Source organism: Micromonospora sp. NPDC020750, assembly GCF_044334565.1.
Classification (GTDB): domain Bacteria; phylum Actinomycetota; class Actinomycetes; order Mycobacteriales; family Micromonosporaceae; genus Micromonospora.
The window spans coordinates 45,449-62,740 of record NZ_JBIRTH010000006.1; the positions used below are offsets into that span (position 1 = coordinate 45,449).

16 protein-coding genes are annotated in these 17,292 nt (G+C 75.3%); 14 read left to right on the forward strand and 2 right to left on the reverse strand.

Annotated features, from left to right (window positions below; genetic code table 11):
* Positions 1-5: 5 nt before the first annotated feature.
* Complete coding sequence (locus ACH4T9_RS19470; protein WP_396673101.1) at positions 6-575, reverse strand: hypothetical protein; 570 nt, start codon at positions 573-575, stop codon at positions 6-8.
* Between the two features lie 203 nt (positions 576-778).
* Here ACH4T9_RS19470 and ACH4T9_RS19475 point away from each other — a divergent pair, with 203 nt between their 5' ends.
* Genes ACH4T9_RS19475 through ACH4T9_RS19535 form a run of 13 tightly spaced genes read left to right on the forward strand, consistent with a single transcriptional unit; the run spans position 779 to position 13,555 of the window.
* The gene (locus ACH4T9_RS19475; RefSeq protein WP_396673102.1) at positions 779-2,308 is read left to right on the forward strand and encodes a phage tail sheath family protein; all 1,530 of its coding nucleotides are present in this window, start codon (positions 779-781) and stop codon (positions 2,306-2,308) included.
* Positions 2,309-2,332: 24 nt separating this feature from the next.
* Positions 2,333-2,776, forward strand: coding sequence for a phage tail protein (locus ACH4T9_RS19480; RefSeq protein WP_396673103.1), 444 nt, complete (start codon positions 2,333-2,335; stop codon positions 2,774-2,776).
* A 4-nt stretch (positions 2,777-2,780) separates the two neighbouring features.
* Positions 2,781-3,230 carry a hypothetical protein gene (locus ACH4T9_RS19485; RefSeq protein WP_396673104.1) on the forward strand — a complete coding sequence of 150 codons (450 nt, stop codon included), beginning with the start codon at positions 2,781-2,783 and terminating at the stop codon, positions 3,228-3,230.
* Positions 3,227-3,385 carry a DUF6760 family protein gene (locus tag ACH4T9_RS19490; protein ID WP_089006791.1) on the forward strand — a complete coding sequence of 53 codons (159 nt, stop codon included), beginning with the start codon at positions 3,227-3,229 and terminating at the stop codon, positions 3,383-3,385. The genes ACH4T9_RS19485 and ACH4T9_RS19490 overlap by 4 nt, the downstream gene beginning before the upstream one ends.
* Before the next feature lie 37 nt (positions 3,386-3,422).
* Complete coding sequence (locus ACH4T9_RS19495; protein ID WP_396673105.1) at positions 3,423-6,065, forward strand: hypothetical protein; 2,643 nt, start codon at positions 3,423-3,425, stop codon at positions 6,063-6,065.
* A 58-nt stretch (positions 6,066-6,123) separates the two neighbouring features.
* Positions 6,124-6,561 (forward strand): phage tail protein, encoded by a 438-nt coding sequence (locus ACH4T9_RS19500; RefSeq protein ID WP_350888479.1) that lies wholly within the window; start codon positions 6,124-6,126, stop codon positions 6,559-6,561.
* A gap of 3 nt (positions 6,562-6,564) precedes the next feature.
* Positions 6,565-7,335, forward strand: coding sequence for a LysM peptidoglycan-binding domain-containing protein (locus tag ACH4T9_RS19505; RefSeq protein ID WP_396673106.1), 771 nt, complete (start codon positions 6,565-6,567; stop codon positions 7,333-7,335).
* Entirely contained in the window at positions 7,319-9,160 is a 1,842-nt protein-coding gene (locus ACH4T9_RS19510) for a VgrG-related protein (RefSeq protein ID WP_396673107.1), read from the forward strand. The genes ACH4T9_RS19505 and ACH4T9_RS19510 overlap by 17 nt, the downstream gene beginning before the upstream one ends.
* Before the next feature lie 26 nt (positions 9,161-9,186).
* Complete coding sequence (locus ACH4T9_RS19515; protein ID WP_396673108.1) at positions 9,187-9,468, forward strand: PAAR domain-containing protein; 282 nt, start codon at positions 9,187-9,189, stop codon at positions 9,466-9,468.
* Positions 9,469-9,473: 5 nt separating this feature from the next.
* Positions 9,474-9,884, forward strand: coding sequence for a GPW/gp25 family protein (locus tag ACH4T9_RS19520; RefSeq protein ID WP_161692193.1), 411 nt, complete (start codon positions 9,474-9,476; stop codon positions 9,882-9,884).
* Entirely contained in the window at positions 9,884-11,839 is a 1,956-nt protein-coding gene (locus ACH4T9_RS19525; RefSeq protein WP_396673109.1) for a putative baseplate assembly protein, read from the forward strand. The genes ACH4T9_RS19520 and ACH4T9_RS19525 overlap by 1 nt, the downstream gene beginning before the upstream one ends.
* A 31-nt stretch (positions 11,840-11,870) precedes the next feature.
* Entirely contained in the window at positions 11,871-12,395 is a 525-nt protein-coding gene (locus ACH4T9_RS19530) for a phage tail protein (protein WP_396673110.1), read from the forward strand.
* Positions 12,392-13,555, forward strand: coding sequence for an NADase-type glycan-binding domain-containing protein (locus ACH4T9_RS19535; RefSeq protein ID WP_396673111.1), 1,164 nt, complete (start codon positions 12,392-12,394; stop codon positions 13,553-13,555). The genes ACH4T9_RS19530 and ACH4T9_RS19535 overlap by 4 nt, the downstream gene beginning before the upstream one ends.
* Here the strand turns inward: ACH4T9_RS19535 and ACH4T9_RS19540 are convergent.
* The gene (locus ACH4T9_RS19540) at positions 13,470-16,367 is read right to left on the reverse strand and encodes a BTAD domain-containing putative transcriptional regulator (protein WP_396673112.1); all 2,898 of its coding nucleotides are present in this window, start codon (positions 16,365-16,367) and stop codon (positions 13,470-13,472) included. The two genes, ACH4T9_RS19535 and ACH4T9_RS19540, sit on opposite strands and share 86 nt — an antisense overlap.
* Before the next feature lie 219 nt (positions 16,368-16,586).
* Here ACH4T9_RS19540 and ACH4T9_RS19545 point away from each other — a divergent pair, with 219 nt between their 5' ends.
* Positions 16,587-17,237 (forward strand): TetR/AcrR family transcriptional regulator, encoded by a 651-nt coding sequence (locus tag ACH4T9_RS19545; protein WP_396673113.1) that lies wholly within the window; start codon positions 16,587-16,589, stop codon positions 17,235-17,237.
* The last annotated feature ends 55 nt before the right edge of the window (positions 17,238-17,292 follow it).

The following is a 17,292-nucleotide window of genomic DNA, read 5'->3' on the forward strand; positions in this document are numbered from 1 at the left end:
CGACCCTACCCACGGTCCCAGTGGGTGAGACCGAGCAGGTCTCCGGCAATGATCCTGATGTTCTCACCCGCTTCGGGGGATTCGCTGACGCGCTCCACCAATGGCCTGAACTGATGCCATCGAAGATAGAACGCAGCCGCGAGGGCCGCGAGCCGCACGAGCGAATCCGAATCCTCAAGGCCGCCGCGTACCGCGTCGTAGATGGTCTGGTCGAAGCTGGATGCGCCGGTCGCCGCCACCAGGCGGAGTGCGGCTCTCCGGTCCTCATCGGAACGAGCCACGGCCAGCCGTTCGACAATTTCGGCAAGCGAAAAGGTGGGGAATTCCTCCCGGACGGCATCCGCCGACGGGCCCGGATCGTCACCGGCGACGACCAGGTAGCTGCGGTCCAGGGTCGCGCTCTGCACCAGCCTGACCGTGGCATCACCGCCGGCCCGCCATAGAAACTCCGGGGACTCCTCATGGCGGGCCGCCCGCACCGATCTCTGATCTATCTCCCAACCGCGTCTCCGCGCGAACTGCGAGAATTCTTCGAAGGACACCGCGTCTTGAGGAACCAGATTGATCTCGGCCATCTGCCACTCCTCAAGATGATCGACACCTCTGAGTAGGTTTTCAACATATCCCAGCCGTCCGCGAAAGCCACCCGCGAAGCGCCGACGGGCCCTTCTGCCCCTTGAGGCAGGGGACCTTTCCCGATCAATCGGCCCGGCGGACGTTCGGCCCTGCACCCGTGGGCGGGACGCTCGACTCGATCCCCGAGGGACGAGGAGGCGGGATGCCCAACTACCTGGCGCCGGGTGTGTACGTCGAGGAAGTGGCCGGCTCCCGCCCGATCGAGGGCGTCGGCACGGCGGTCGCCGCGTTCGTCGGCTTCGCCGCGCAGGGGCCGTTCAACACGCCGACCCTGGTGACGAACTGGAGCCAGTACTCGCAGACCTTCGGCGAGTTCGCCCCCGACTGCTACCTCGGCCACGCCGTGTACGGCTACTTCATGCAGGGCGGCGGGGCCGCGTACATCGTGCGGGTCGGCGGCGACCGGGCCAGCGACGAGGCCCTGCCTGCGGCGCCCGAGCCGACGGCGATCCTCGGCACGTACCGGGTGGTGGCCCGCGCCCTGCCCGAGGGCATGCCGGACGACGTGACGGTCGAGGTGGCCGACCCGCCGGAGGGCGCGGGCGAGGACCGGTTCAACCTGGTGGTCAAGCGCGACGGCCAGGTGGCCGAGACGTTCGAGTCGGTGACCACCAAGCGCGGCAAGGACAACGTGGTGACGGTGGTCCGCGAGCGGTCCAAGCTGATCACCATCGAGGAGGCGGCGCCGACCGGACAACTGGCGCGTCCGCGCGGCGGCGAGGTGGCGCTGAGCGCCCCGCCCACGGTCAGCGCACCGGACAGCGTGTCCGCCGACGAGTACGTGGGCGACGCGGCGGAGCGCACCGGGTTCGGCGGCCTGGAGGCGGTCGACGAGGTGACCATGGTCGCGGTGCCCGACCTGATGGGGGCCTACCAGCGTGGCGCGATCGACCTGGAGTCGGTGAAGACCGTGCAGTCCGCGATGATCGCCCACTGTGAGCTGATGGGCGACCGGATGGCCATCCTGGACCCGCCGCCGGGGCTGTCCCCGCAGCAGGTCAAGGAGTGGCGCACCGACCAGGCCGGCTACGACTCGAAGTACGCCACGCTCTACTACCCGTGGATCAAGGTGTTCGACCCGGTGACCGGCACCAACCGGTTCATGCCGCCGTCGGGTCACCTGGCCGGCGTGTGGGCGCGCAGCGACGGCGCGCGGGGGGTGCACAAGGCTCCCGCGAACGAGACGATCCGGGGCGCGGTCGCCCTGGAGACCCAGCTGACCCGCGCGGAGCAGGAGCTGCTCAACCCGATCGGGATCAACTGCATCCGCTCGTTCCCGGGCCGGGGCATCCTCGTGTGGGGCGCGCGCACCCTGTCGTCCGACCCGGCGTGGCGGTACCTCAACGTGCGGCGGCTGTTCAACTATCTGGAGAAGTCGATCCTCATCGGCACCCAGTGGGTGGTGTTCGAGCCGAACGACGACGCGCTGTGGGCCCGCATCCGCCGCACCATCAGCGCGTTCCTGGTCAACGAGTGGCGGCGGGGCGCGCTGTTCGGGCTCACCCCCGACGAGGCGTTCTACGTCAAATGCGACCGGGAGACCAACCCCGCCGAGGGCATCGACGCCGGCCAGGTGGTCTGCCAGATCGGCGTGGCCCCGGTGAAGCCCGCCGAGTTCGTCATCTTCCAGCTGGCGCAGATGTCCGGCGGCACCAGCCTGGTCAACGAGTAGTCCCCGCAGCGTCAGGAGGCAGTCGTGCCGCTCCCCGATTTCGACTCCGCCGTCGGCCACTCGTTCGGCCTGGAGGTGGACAGCATCATCATCCGCCAGATCACCGAGGTCACCGGCCTCAAGATGGAGCAGGACGTCATCGAGTACAAGTCGAACACCGCCGCCGGCAAGTTCGTCGTACGCAAGGCGCCCGGTGCGCCGAAGGCCGGCGAGGTCACGCTGACCCGGGGCCTGACGGCGGACAACAGCTTCGAACGGTGGATCAAGGACTGCCGCTTCGGGAAGATGGGCGCCGCCCGCAAGGGCGGCGCGATCATCGTCTTCGACTACGAGGGCGTGCCGATCAAGCGGTACAAGCTCACCAACGCGTGGGCGAAGAGCCTGGAGATCAGCTCGCTCAAGGCCGGCGACACCAGCGTGCTCACCGAGAAGCTCGTGGTGACGTACGAGTCGATGGAGGTCGAGTAGCCCCATGCGCCGCACGTCGTCCCTGGTCCCGCCGCCCGGCCCGGAGCCGGCCGAGCCGCCCGCCGTCGCCCCGCGCCGCGAGACGCTGCGCACGGAGTTCCCGTTCGAGCTGCCGCGCGGCTACGTCGACGGCTCGGGCACGGTGCACCGGGACGGGGTGATGCGGCTGGCGACGGCCCGCGACGAGCTGGTGCCGTTGCGCGACGACCGGGTCCGGGAGAACCCGCCGTACCTCTCGGTGGTGCTGCTCAGCCGGGTGGTCACCCGGATCGGCACGGTGTTGGACGTGCATCCGGGCGTGGTGGAGGACCTGTTCGCCTCGGACCTGGCGTTCCTCCAGGACATGTACCGGCGGATCAACAGCGAGGGGCACACCCGGGCGAGCGTGGTGTGCCCGGAGTGCCGGCACCGCTTCGCCGTCGACCTCGCCGGTGGGCGCCTGGGGGAATCGTGACGTACGCGGCCGACCGCATCTACTCCGAGGTCGCGTACGTCGCCTACCACTTCCACTGGTCGCTGGACGAGATCCTCGACCTCGAACACGGCGAGCGGCTGCGCTACGTGGCAGAGATCGCCAGCATCAACACCCGCATCAGTCAGGGACGGTGACCCGATGTGGCCGTGGCGCCGGCGATCGCGGGGGACCGTGCAACGGTCCATCGCGGACGCGCCACCCGGCGACGGCTCGCCGACCCCCACCCGGAGCGAGCCGCCAGCGTGGCAGAGCCTCCCGCCGCTCCAGCGGGTCATCCCGGACGAGCCACGGCTGAACCTGCCCGACACGTTCACCGGATCGCTGGCCGCATGGCGCGACCCGTCATATCTGGCGCCCCTCGGTCACCTCGTCGGTGCCGCCGAGCCGGCCGGGGTCCTGCACGAGACGGCCGTGCCGGTGAGCGAGTCGCCCCGGTCCGTCCCGGAGCCCGTCGGCCGGACGCACGGCGACGACCCCGGGCCGCTGCCGCTCGCGACGCCGTCGGCGGACAACCGCCCGCCGGCACCGTCCCTGCAACGACAGGCCGCCGGCCCGCCGGGAACCACACCGGCACCGGAACATCCACTGGCCGTGCCGGCCCGGGGCCGGGCGGTGCCCGTGGAGCCGGTGCCGGTCAGCCGGCTGCTGACCGCGCCCCCGCCGCCGGAGGAGCTGCTCCTGCCCGCCGTCGACCGACCGGCCGACCCGACGCCGGAGGCTCCCCGCCCCGACGCCGCCTCGCCCGAGGCACCCACCCTCGGACGGGACGACCCGGCGACGGGTGACACCGACGCGACGACCCCGGCCGATATGACGGGTCCCCTCGACGGTGACGTCCCGGGTCCGGCGTCGGACGCGTGGTCGGCGGCGGCAGCCGGGCCCCTCACACCGGGCAGCGGCAGGTCCCGCACACCCGGCAGTGCCGGGCCGTCCGCACCGGACCTGCCCGTGCAGCGACTCGTCGGGAACGGCCCGAGGCCACCCCGCCGGCTCGGGCTGGGCGAGCCGATCGTGTCCCCCGTGCTCCCCCCGGCGCCCCGGCCGACCGGCGACGCCGCTCCCCCGTCAGTGCAACGCTCCGCGCCCGGGCAGGATCCCGAGCAGGTACGACGCTCCGCCGCCGGAGAGGGCCGGGCGGGCGGCCCGCTCGCGCCGGCCGCCGCGCCGCTGGTCCAACGGTCGCCGTCCGGCGGGAGCGGGCCGGTCACCGATCCCGGGGCCGCCGGCCGCCCGGCCGACGCCGGAGGCGTGACGCCTACGGGCGACCCGACCACGCTCGTGGGCTCCGGGGCCGTCACCGTGTCCCGGCTCGGCACGGAAGCCTTCCCCACCGGTCTCGGCCCCTCCCCCGTGGGGCCGCAGGCCGGGGCGGGGACCGCCGACGGGGGCGAGAACCCCGTCGGCGGTCCCCCACCGCCCGCCGAGGGCCTGCCGCTCGCCGGTACGCCGCGCGGCGGCGCCCCGCCCGCAAGTTGGACCGGCGGCGCGGCGGGCCCGGGTACGGGCGAACCGGCACCCGTCCAGACGTTCATACCGCCCGGTGGGGAAACGACAGCCGGTGGGGGGACGACAGCCGGTGGGGGGACGACGGCAGGTGGGGGGACGACGGCCGGTGGGGACGGGCCGGCGGGGGCGGGCGTGGCCCCGCTGCTGGGCGGGCCGCCCACGTCGACGCCCTCGGGTGGCACCTCCTCCTCGGCGGACGGGCCGGCGGCGGGCGCTCAGGCGGTGGATCCGGCCGGCGGTCCGGGGGCGGAACGGGCAGGCTCCGGCGGCCCCGACCTGCCGGTGGTGGCGCGCCTGGCGACGTCGGCCACCCCGACCGGCCCCCACGCCGGGGAGCCGTCGACCAGCACCGGACCGGCCCCCCGCACCGAGGCGCCGACCGGCACCGTCGCGCCGTACGGCGGACCGAGCCCGGTCGGTGACGCCCCGGCCGACTGGGAGACCGTCACCGACGGCGGCACGAACCCGCTCGGTGGCACGAGCCCGGTCGGTGGCGCCCCGGCCGGCGGGGAGACCGACGGCGGACCGGGCGTCGCCGCCCTCGTCGGCGGAGAGGGCGGCACGGCGGACCCCACCAGCGACGCGGGCGGGCCGGCCGGCCCCGCAGGGGTGGACGCGGGCGGGAGCGCACCCCCTCCCCTGCCCCTGGTCGTGGCCCGGCTCGTCGGTGACCGCCCGCCCCCGCTGCTGACCGGGGCCGGGCCGGTCGCGCCGTCGCCCGACCGGCCGGCCGTGCAGCGGGTGACCTGGCAGCGGGACGAGTCACCGGCCGGCGGCGGACGGGCGAACGCACCCGACCCGGAGCGGGCCGTCCCCGTGGACCTGTACGCGACCCCGGCCGCCGCGTACCCGGGCACCGCGCCGGGCCCGGCGGCATCGACCGACGCAGCCGGCTCGACCGGCGCGGGGCCCGGCGGCGGGCTCCCGCCCGTCCAGCGGTGGGTGGGCGCGCTTCCCGGAACGCCGACGGGCGGCCGGCCCCAGGGGCGGGGCACCGCGCCGCCCGGGCCGCCGCTGTCCGCGTACTCCATGGGTGAGCTGTCGGGTCCGGTCGTGCAGCGGGCCGAGCCGGCCGACGACGCCGCCCCGCCGCCCCCGGTCGACGCGCCCGCGCCGCCGGCCGCCGCCCCACCGCCCGACGGTGGCGGGGCGGCGGCCGGTGGGCCGGCGCCGCCGGGCGTCCCGCCAGCCGGCGGGGCCGAACCGGAGGAACTGCTGAAGAAGCTGTACGACCCGCTGCTGCGCCGGCTCAAGACCGAGCTGCGCCTCGACCGGGAGCGGCACGGGGCGCTCGGCGGGCCGGGCTGACGGGGACCGGGAGCTACACCGGGCCCAGGGGACACACGCGCAGGACCAGGAGGGACGAATGGCCAAGGATGAGGTCGCCGTCGCGATCGCCTTCGTCGTCAGGATCGACGACCAGGATCTCGGCGCGTTCAACACCTGCGACGGGCTGGGCTGCGAAGTCGTCGTCGAGCAGCGCGAGGAGGGCGGCAACAACGGGCACGTGTGGCAGCTACCGACCCGGATGAAGTTCTCCAACGTCAAGCTGTCCCGCCCGGTCACCGCCGACAGCACGAAGCTGATGCGCTGGTTCTCGGGCATGGCGAACGGGATCACCCGCAAGACCGCCACCATCGAGGCCCGCACCCTGGAAGGCACGGTGATCGCCCGGTGGGGGCTGCTCGACGTCATCCCCGTCAGGTGGACGGGGCCGCAGCTCAGCCCGGACAGCCCGAAGGTGGCCGTCGAGACCCTCGAACTGGCGCACCACGGCTTCTTCGGCCCCGGGACCGGGGGGTGACCCGTGAGCGCCTCCCCGGTCACCTTCACCGCCGCCGGCAGCCCCGCCGGGCGGGGTGGCGGCGCGCCGCCGCAGCTGACCCACGCCTACCTGCAACTGCACGAGCCGCCCCGCAACGGTGGCACCGCCGCCCCGGGCCCGACGCTGAACCGGATCCCGTTCCAGTTCAACCCGAAGGAGCTGGCGCTGACGAAGACCGCCAAGTGGAAGCGGGACGCGCAGCGCAACGCGAAGAAGAGCGGCGTGCCGGAGTTCACCGGCTCGGACCCGGCCAAGCTGACCCTGGAGATGTTCTTCGACGCCACCGGCACCATGGACAGCTCGGTGGTGAAGCGGGTGGAGGAGCTGTTCGCCTGCTGCGTGCCGACCGACGCGAGCCGGCAGCAGAAGAAGGGCTCCCCGCCGTGGGTGGTGTTCCACTGGGGCGGAATGGTGGGCTTCCCGGCGTTCGTGGCCAGCGTCAACGCGAAGTACACCCTGTTCACCCCCGGCGGCACCCCCGTGCGGGCGCTGTGCACGGTCACCCTGGAGGAGATCTCCGGGGAGCAGCCCGGCCAGAACCCGACGTCGGGGGCGCTCGCGGCCCGGGACGTCCACGTGGTGGTCGCCGGGGACACCCTGCACTCGGTGGCCCACCACGCGTACGGGCGGGCGGGGCTGTGGCGGCAGATCGCCGAGGCCAACGACATCGACGACCCGATGCGGCTGCGGCCCGGCACCGTACTGCTGGTGCCCGCCCTCGAGGAGCTGACGGACGGTGCCCGTGGCCAATGAGCAGTTCGCCAACGCGCTCCTCGTCGAGGTGGGCGGCAGCCCGCTGCCCGCGGAGATCGCCGCGCTGCTGACGTACGCGGCGGTCGACGACAGCCGCAACCTGCCCGACCGGTTCGTGCTGCGGTACCGGGACCCGGGCCGGACGGTGCTGGCCAAGGGTGGCTTCACCATCGGCGCCCCGGTGAAGCTGACCGTGCAGACCTCCGATCCGGGCGGCCCCGCGCCGCTGCTCACCGGCGAGATCACCGCCGTGGAGTGCGAGCTGGACGCCAGCGGCACGTTCACCGAGGTCCGCGGCCTGGACCTGGCCCACCGGCTGCTGCGCGGCCGGCGGGTGGCCGCGTACCCGGGGATGAGCGTGCCGGACATCGTGCGCCAGGTGGCGCAGCGGGCCGGGCTGAAGGCGGGCCGGATCGACCCGGTGACCGGCATCGGCGGCGAGCCAGAGGCGCAGCTCAGCCAGGACAACGTCAGCGACTGGGTTTTCCTGCACCGGCTCGCGGCACTGGTCGGCGCGCAGGTGATGGTGCTCGACGGCGCGCTGCACCTGCGGATGCCCGAGCCTCCGGCGGGCGCGCCGGACCCGTCCGCGCGGGCCACCCAGGACCCGCTGGTGCTGGAGGTCAACCGGAACCTGATCGCGCTGCGCGCCGGGGTGACCGCCACCGCACAGGTGCCCGAGGTGGCCGCCCGGGGCTGGGACCCGGCGACGAAGCGGGCGGTCAGCGCGACCGCCACCCCGAAGGTTCCGGGTGCCGACGGCATCGGCGCCGACCCGGCTGAGCTGGGAAAGAAGGTGGGCAGCCCGCCGTACCTGGTCGCCGACCCGACCCTGGGCTCGGACGCGGCGGTCCGGGCGGTGGCCGGCGCGCTCGCCGGCGACCTCGGCGGCGGCTGCGCGGAGATCGAGGGGGTGGCGAAGGGCAACGCCCGGCTGCGCGCGGGCGCGGCGGTGGCGCTGGCGAACATCGGCGAGCCGTTCCAGGGAAAGTACGTGCTGACCAGCACCCGGCACGTGTTCAGCGAGCAGGCCGGCTACACCACCGCGTTCACCGTCTCCGGCCGCTCCGACCGCTCGCTGTACGGGTTGACCGCCGGCGCGGCGGCGACCGACCGGGCCGGCGACGGACTGGTCCCGGCGGTGGTCAGCGACGTGAAGGACCCGAAGAAGCTGGGCCGGGTCCGGCTCACCCTGCCGTGGCTGGACGAGAGGTACACCACCGGCTGGGCGCGGGTGGTGCAGCCCGGCGCGGGCGCCGGCCGGGGGGCGGTGCTGCTGCCGGAGGTGGGCGACGAGGTGCTGGTCGGGTTCACCGGCGGCAACCTCGACGCCGCGTACGTCCTCGGCGGGCTGCACAACGGCACCGACGCGCCGCCGAAGCTGGACACCGATCCGGTGGACGGCAGCAGCGGCCGGATCGCGGCGCGGGCCCTGGTCTCCCGCACCGGCCACCGGTTGGAGCTGTTGGAGGCCGGCAGCGGCCCGGACGGGATCCTGCTGGCCACCGGGGACCGGAAGTTCACCCTGCGGCTGGACCGCACCGGCCGGCAGGTCGAGATCGTCAGCGACGGCAAGGTCAGCGTGCGCGCCAAGGACGGGATCAGCCTGGACGCCGGCTCCGGGCCGCTGGAGCTGGCCGGGCAGCGGGTCACCGTCACCTCGAAGGGCGACGTCGGCATCGAGGGTCAGGGGCAGGTGCGGGTGAAGGGCACGGCCGGCGCGTCCGTGGAGGGTGCGACGGTGAAGGTCGCCGGGCAGGGCGGCGCGGAGCTGACCGCCGGCGGCGCGGTCACCGTCCGCGGCGGCGTCGTCCGGATCAACTGACGGTACGTGAGTGAAGGGAGAGCGCCGTGCCACCAGCAGCTCGTGTCGGTGACCCCACCGCGCATCCGGGCGTGGTCGGCGGTCCTGGGATGCCCACCGTCCTCATCGGCGGGCAGCCCGCCGCCACCGTGGGCACGATGCACGCCTGTTCCTTCCCGGGCACCCCGCCGCACCCCCCGTCGCCGCTGCTGCCGCCCGGTTGCCCGACGGTGCTCATCGGCGGCCGGCCCGCCGCCCGGATGGGCGACCTGACCGGCTGCGGGGCGCCGATCCTCGCCGGCTGCCCGACCGTGCTGATCGGCGGGTGACGCCGATGGCCACCGACTTCGTCGGCGCCGGTTGGGCGTTTCCGCTGCGCACCGATCCCACCGGCGGAATCGCCCTGGTCCGGGGGGATCGGGAGGTGGTGGAGAGCATCCGGCTGATCCTCGGCACGGCTCCGGGCGAGCGGCCGGGCCGCCCCGAGTTCGGCTGCGCGATCCACGAGCTGGCGTTCGCCCCGGCCGACCCGTCCACGGCCGGCCAGGTGGCGTACCAGGTGCGGCTGGCGCTGGAGCGGTGGGAGCCGCGCGTCGAGCTGGACGACGTGCTGGTCGACTTCGCCGACGCGGCCCGGGGCACCCTCTACATCGACATCCGGTACCGGCTGCGCCAGGACAACGACCCGCGCAACCTGGTCTTCCCGTTCTACGTCATCCCCGCGCACGACCCGGGAGCCGAGTGATGGCCCTACCCGCCCCCCACCTCGACGACCGCCGCTTCCAGGACCTGGTGGACGACGCGAAGCGCCTGGTGCAGCGGCGCTGCCCGGAGTGGACCGACCACAACGTGTCCGACCCGGGGGTGACCCTGATCGAGACGTTCGCGTACATGGTGGACCAGCTGCTGTACCGGCTCAACCGGGTGCCCGACCGGCACTACGTGAAGTTCCTGGACCTGCTCGGCATCGTCCCGTTCCCGCCGGCGGTGGCGTCGGTGGACGTGACCTTCTGGTTGTCCGCGCCCCGGGACGCCCCGGTCGTCGTCCCGGCCGGCACGCACGTGGCGACCATGCGCGCGGAGAGCGCGGAGCCGGTGACCTTCGAGACGCTGCACGAGCTGGCCGTGCCGCCGTGCCGGCTGGCCCGGGTGCTGACCGTGCCGGCCGGGGGGCGGGCGACGGACCGGACCGGGGACCTGGGCGGCGCGGACCGGATCCCGGCGTTCGCGGACCCGCCGGTGGCCGGCGACGCCGTGCTGTTCGGCCTGGACGGGGCGGTGCCGGGCAGCGCCGTGCTGCTCACCATGGACTGGGTGGTCGCCGGGCGCGGGGTGGATCCGACGAATCCGCCACTGGTGTGGGAGGCGTGGACCGAGGGTGGCTGGGAGGAGTGCCCGGTGGAGCGGGACACCACGGGCGCGCTGAACCGGGCCGGCGAGGTGGTGCTGCACGTCCCGGCGCGGCACGCGGCGTCGGTGGAGGCCCGCCACCGCGCCGGCTGGCTGCGCTGCCGGCTGCGCGAGCCCGTCGCCGGGCAGCCGTTCTTCCACGCCCCGCCCAGGCTGGGCCGGGCGGAGGCGGTCACCATCGGCGGCACGGTGAGCGCCTGCCACTCCGAGCTGATCGGCGGGGAGACCCTGGGCGCGTCCGAGGGGGTGCCGGGGCAGCGGTTCACGGTGCAGCGGGCGCCGATCGTGGCCGCCGACGGCGCGATCGGGATCGAGGTGGGCGCCGCCGGGGGCTGGCAGACCTGGCGGGAGGTGGCGAGCTTCGCCGGCTCCGGGCCCCAGGACCGGCACGTGTGCGTCGACCGGTCCACCGGGGAGATCGGCTTCGGCCCGGCCGTCCGGCAGGCCGACGGCACGGTACGCCGGTACGGGGCGGTGCCGCCGAAGGGCGCGGTGGTCCGGATCCCGGCCTACCGCACGGGTGGGGGGCGGCAGGGCAACGTAGCCGCCCGCACGTTGAGTGTGCTGCGGGACCCGGTGCCGTTCGTGTCCACGGTGACCAACCGGGCGGCGGCCACCGGTGGCGTCGACGGCGAGTCGCTGGCCGAGACGTCGGTGCGGGGGCCGCTGAGCCTGCGTACCCGGGAACGGGCGGTCACCGCCGAGGACTACGAGCAGTTGGCCCGGGAGGCGGCGCCGGAGATGCTGCGGGTGAAGTGCGTGCCGGCCGGTGACGGCTCGGCGGCGGTGCGGGTGCTGGTGGTGCCGGCGCTGGGTGAGCACGGCGACGCCGAGGACGACGCGGCCCGGTTCGCCGCGCTGCGGCCCCGCGACGAGGTCCTGGACCGGATCAAGGCGTTCCTCGACGCGCGCCGCTGCGTGGGCGCCCGGGTGCTGGTGGAGCCGCCGTTCTACCAGGGGGTGACGGTGGTCGCCCGGGTCCGCGCCCGGCCACGGGTCAGCACGTCCGCCGCCGAGCTGCGCCGCCGGGCGCTGCGGGCCCTGTACGACTACCTCGACCCGGTGCGGGGCGGGCCCGACGGCGACGGGTGGCCGTTCGGTCGGCCCATCCAGTCGGGCGAGCTGCACGCCGTGTTGCAGCGGGTCGACGGGGTGGACCTGGTGGAGGAGGTCCGGTTGTTCGGGGCCGATCCGACCACCGGGGAACGCGGCGAGGCGGTGCAGCGCATCGAGCTGGACGTCAGCGCCATCGCTTTCTCGTACGCCCACCAGGTGCGGGTCACCGGGTGAGCGGGCGCGTCGTCGAGGTCGGGAGGGAATGATGCGGGGTGCGGTGCCAGGGCTGGCGAGCCCTCACCCGATCGGGCAGGAGCTGCCCGCGGTATACCTGGAGGACGACTTCGCGCAGCGGTTCACCGCCGGGCTGGACGAGGTGCTGGCACCGGTCCTGCTGACGCTCGACTGCCTGGACGCGTACTTCGACCTGGACCTGGCCCCGCCGGACTTCCTGGACTGGCTGGCCGGCTGGGTGGCCGCGCCGGTCGACGGGGACCGGGCGCCGGACGTGCGCCGGGAGGTGGTCCGGCACGCGGTGGAGGCGCACCGGTGGCGCGGGACGGCCCGGGGCGTCGAGCTGGCGGTGCGGGTGGCCACCGGGGCTCGGGTGGAGGTCACCGACAACGGCGGGGTGACGTGTTCGGCGACGCCGACGGGCGGGCCGCCGCCGGACGAGGTTCCGGAGGTCCGGGTCCGGGTCGTCGGGGCGGCCGACGAGGCGCTGGTGCGCCGGGTCGTCGCGTCCGCCGTGCCGGCCCACGTCCGGCTGACGCTGGAGATCGAGTCATGATCACCTGTGCGAACTGCGGCGCCTCCAACGCCGACGGCAGGCAGTTCTGCGCCGCCTGCGGCGAGTACCTGTGGGACGAGGGCACCGCGCGGCCCGCCTCCGGGCCCGCCGTCATCCGGGGCCGGCCGGAGACCGACCGGGCCACCGACGCGGCGACGGATCCGGTCGTCCCGGCCCCGCCGGGCCCCGGGCCTTCCACCGCCGGCGGGCCGCCCGTCGTGCGGCCACCCGACCCGACCGAGCCTGCCCCGGCCGGGGACACGCCGGGCGGGACCAAGCCGGGCGGGGACAAGCCGGTTCGCGCGGGCGACGGCACACCCCAAGCACTGCAGCCCGGGCCACCGAGCACCACCCGGGAGGCCCCGAGGCCGGTCGACCCGGTCGTACCGGCGCACCGGCCGCCGGAGCCGACCTGCCCCCACTGCGGCCGGATCAACCCGCCTGGCCGCCGGATCTGCCGGATCTGCGGGGAAACTCTGACCGCGCCGGTCGCGCCGGAGCCGGAGCGCGCCACCTGGTGGGAGCGGCTGCGGGACCGGTGGCGACGGATGTGGGACCGGGTGCGCCGCCGGGGGCCCCGCCGCTCCGCCCCGAAGGACCGCCGGGCCGCCGGGGCGGCCCGGCGGCTGCTGCTGCTCGTGCTCGGGCTCTGCCTCGTCGGCGTGCTGGCGGTGGCCGGGCCGCCCCTGGCACGGCGGGCCGTGGAGGCGGTGCGCGACCGCACCGAGGACCCGGCGTCGCTCGTCCCGGCGGCGGTGAGCGCGTCGTCGGAGAAGCTGGGTGCCGGCGCGGCCCGGCTCACCGACGGGGCGAGCAACCGCTACTGGGCGCCGACCGGCACGGCCGCCGGCGCCTGGGTGGAGGGCCGCTTCACCGAGCCCGTGCGGCTGCTCACCGTCATCATCACCCCGGGCGTCGGCGAGCGGCGGCAGGCGTTCCTCGAAGCCGGGCGGCCGCGCGGGCTCACCGTGGTCACCGTCGACGCCGGCGGGAAGCAGAAGAAGACCGACATCGAGCTGCGCGACGAACCCGGGGAGCAGCACTTCCCCGTCGAGGCGTCGAACGTGATGCGGATCAGGCTGGTGGTCCGCTCGACGTACGGGCCCGGCTTGGATCCGGCCGTGGCGATCGGGGAGGCGGAATTCTTCGGCCGACGTTGACCGTGGCCCCCGGTGGCGTGGTCTCCGCGGGTGCCGGGTCGAGGCCGAGGGAGACGAGCACGTCCGCGTACCGGCGGCGGGCGTGCTCGGCCGCGGCGGCGTTGCCGGCCCGGTCGTGCGCCGCGATCAGCAGCCGCCAGCCGGCGTCGTGACACGGGTCGATCTCGACGCAGCGGGCGGCCGTCACGACCGCCGGATCGGCGTCCGCGCCGCCCAGGGCTGCCTCGGCGAGCTGCGCCGCCGCGTCCGCGGCCTGCCGGCGCAGCGTCTCCCGCTCGGCCACCACCCATTCCGCCGGGCCGTCCTCCGGCAGCAGCTCGCCGGTGTACGCGGCCACGGCCACCCGCAGGTCGTCGAGCGCGCGCGGGTCGCGGCTCGCCCCGGCGCGGGACGCCCGTTCCAGCGCGAGCCGGAACTCGGTGACGTCGCACCAGCTACCCGGGGGCAGCGCCAGCAGGTACGCGTCGCCGTCGCGGTGCAGCAGGCTCTCCCCGTCGCCGGCGGGCAGGTGGGTGTCGAGGAACCGGCGCAGGCTGGACAGGGCGACGTGCAGGGTGCGGGTGGCGGTGGCCGGATCGGTGTCCGGCCAGAGCGCGTCCAGGAGCCGGTCGCGGTGCACGGCCCGGCCCGCGTGCATGGCGAGGATCCGGGCCACGGCCCGGGCCCGGGGGCGCAGCGGCGACCAGTTCAGCGGCTCGCCGTCCAGGCAGATCCGGAAGCCGCCGAAGCAGCGTACGGTCAGCGGCGCCGTGTCCGGCGCGGCCGGCGCCGGGCCCCGCTCCGGGGTGACCCAGGCGGTGACCGCCGGCCGGGGCAGCCCGGCCTGCTCGGCGGCGGCGTGCACGGCGGACAGGCCCACCGCCCGGCCGGGCCCGGCGGGCACGCCCGCGGCGAGGGCGAGCACCCGTGCCCCCGGCACACCGGCGGCGCGGGCGGTGCTCTCCGCCCGGCGCACCTCGACCTCGGCGTCGGGCAGCCGGGCGCGCACGGCGGCCAGCGCGAGCAGGGACTGCACCCAGGCGGCGAGCACTCCGCTGTCCACGTCCCGGGCCCGGTCGAGCAGTCGGCCAGCCTCCTCCACCTCCGGGCCACCGTGCAGGGAGCGCGCCAGCGCGGCGCAGCCGGCCGCGAGCAGGGCACCCCAGCGGTCCCCCAACCGGTCGCACTCCTCGACGACGGCGGCGGCCTCCTTGAGGTCGGCTTCCGCGCCGGCCAGCGCGGGCACGGCCCGGGCGAGCCGGGCCAGCCAGGGCAGGCCGGCCCGGTCGGCGTCCAGCCCGACGGCGGCGGCCACGACGGACGCCTGCGGGTCTCCGCCGGCCGACGCGACGGCGGCGCGCAGCAGCCGGCAGGCCAGCCCGACGAGGCCGGCCTCGGATGGGGTCGGCCGGTCCAGGACGCGCGACGCCTCGGCGGCGTGCCCGGCCAGCAGCAACGCGCCGGCACGGACCAGGACGTCGGCCGCCCCGGTCAGCCGCTCCGCCTCGCCGACGACAACCATCGGGTGCCGGCGGGTGGCGGCCCGCAGCCAGCCGGACCAGTGCCCGCGCCAGTGCGGGCCGTCCGGCAGCCAGGCCGTCACGTCGGCACGCAGGGAGCGGCAACGCGACCGGGCCGGCTCGCTGCCGAACATCTCCTCGGCCCGGCGCAGCAGCGGCACCGCCGCCGCCAGTTGGCCCTCGTTGATCCGGTGCCGGGCGTCGGCGAGCACGAGCCACGGGTCCTCGGCGATGAACCACGTGGGCAGCAGGTCCGACCAGGGGTCGAGGCCCCGCACTGCGACGTCGCTACCGGCAGCGTCGAGCAACCGGTGCACGTCGGGCCACTGCTGGGCGCGGGCGAAGCACCGGGCCGCCTCCAGCGCCGCGCCCTCCGCGGCGAGCAGCCGGCCGGCGCGGGCGTGCCAGGCACGGGCCGCGGTCTCTCCCAGTTCCTCGGCGAGCGCCGCGATCAGGTGGGCGCGCAACACCTCGTGGTACGCGAAGGACCGGCCGCCGTCGTGTGAGACGGTGAACGCCTGCCGGCGCTCCAGCTCCTCCAGCGCGGCCTGGGCGTCGCCGCCCAGCAGCAGGTCGCAGCGCTCGGCGGTGAGGACCTCGAACACACAGGTGCGGACGAGGAACTGACGCAGGTCGGGGGCGAGCTCCGCGAGCACCGTGCGGGTGAGGTAGTCCCGGGACAGCGCGGAGCGTGCGCCCAACGAGGCGACCGCCCGCCGCCGGTCGGCCAGCGGTTGGCCCCGGGTGGAGAGGTGGTAGAGCTTCAGGCCGGCCGCCCAGCCGCCGAGCCGCCGGGCCAGGGCCGCCACGTCGTCGGCCGGCAGCGGCTCCCGGTAGATGTCGCGCAACAGCCGTTCGACCTCCCAGGTACGGAAACGTAGTTGCTCGGCGTCGATGACGACGCTGTCGGAGAACTCGTGCCGGGTCAGGATCAGCGGCGGCATGCGGCGGGTGCCGACCAGCACCCGGACGCCCGCGCGGACCAGGGTGAGGGCCCGGTCCAGCAGCACGGACTCCCCGGGCGCTCCCTCGACCAGGTGCAGGTCGTCGACGACGAGCAGGCCGGCACCGGCGTCGGGCAGGGTCGCCTCCACACGCTCCAGCGCCCGCACCGGGTCCGCGTCGGACGGCACGACGCGCAGCCAGCCCACGGGCCCACGACCGGTGGCCGCGTACTGGGCGAGGAGGGTGGTCTTGCCGGACCCGGCGGGGGCGACCACCAGGCCGAGGGATCGGGGCCGGACGTCCAGCGCGGCGATCAGCCTCGACCGCGTGAGGCTCAGCGAAGGGCTGCGGGCGGGTTCCGTCGGCATCGCGCACACCTCCCCGAGGTAGACGGCCGTCGAGCCGGCCCGGGACGAGCGACACCACTGATGGTAGTCATCAATACGTCCTGGTAGCTGCCCGTGATCGGACACCTCGGTCGGATTTCGGCAGGGAGCCGGCCACCCGCTGGGACGTGCCACGCCGTGACCCCGCGCGTTACCCGGCAACCGCTTGCCACGAATCGAAGGGTGTGGTTGCCTACTCACGTGTCTCCGACCACGCGCACCAGGACGCTCTCCACCGCCGAGGAGCGGCGGGAGGACGTCCTCTCCACGGCCATCGGGGCGTTCGCGGCCCGGGGCTACTTCGGCACCACCACCGTCGAGGTCGCCAAGCGCGCCGGCATCTCCCAGGCATACCTGTACCGGCTTTTCCCGGACAAGGAGTCGCTGTTCGCCGCGGTCACCGAGCGCTGCTTCGAGCGGTTCCGGGAGAGCCTCAGCGAGGGTGCGGCGGCGGCCCCGGGCAGCTCGCCCGAGGTGGTCCTGTCCGCCATGGCCGGTGCCTACACCCTGCTGATCCGGGACCAGGACCTGCTGTTGGTGCAGCTGCACGCCCAGTGCGCGGCGGTCTCGGTGCCGGAGATCCGCCGGGCCGTCCAGCGGGGCTACGCCCGCCTGGTCGAGTACACCCGCAGCGTCTCCGGCGGCAGCGAGGCGCAGGTGCGGGAGTTCTTCGCCAAGGGTGCGATGTGCAGCGTGGTGGTGACCATGGGCGCCGAGCAGGTCGACGCCCCGTGGGCCAGGACGCTTGTCGACGGGCCTGCGGGCACTGACCGTCGCGACGGCCCACCCGGCCGTCGCGCGGTCACCCTGACAGTAGCGAGTAATCAACCACTCCCTTGGCAGGCAACGTGATCGGGCCGGCGTCTGCGCCGACCGGACCACCGGTACGGCATCGAGCCGGGCAGGC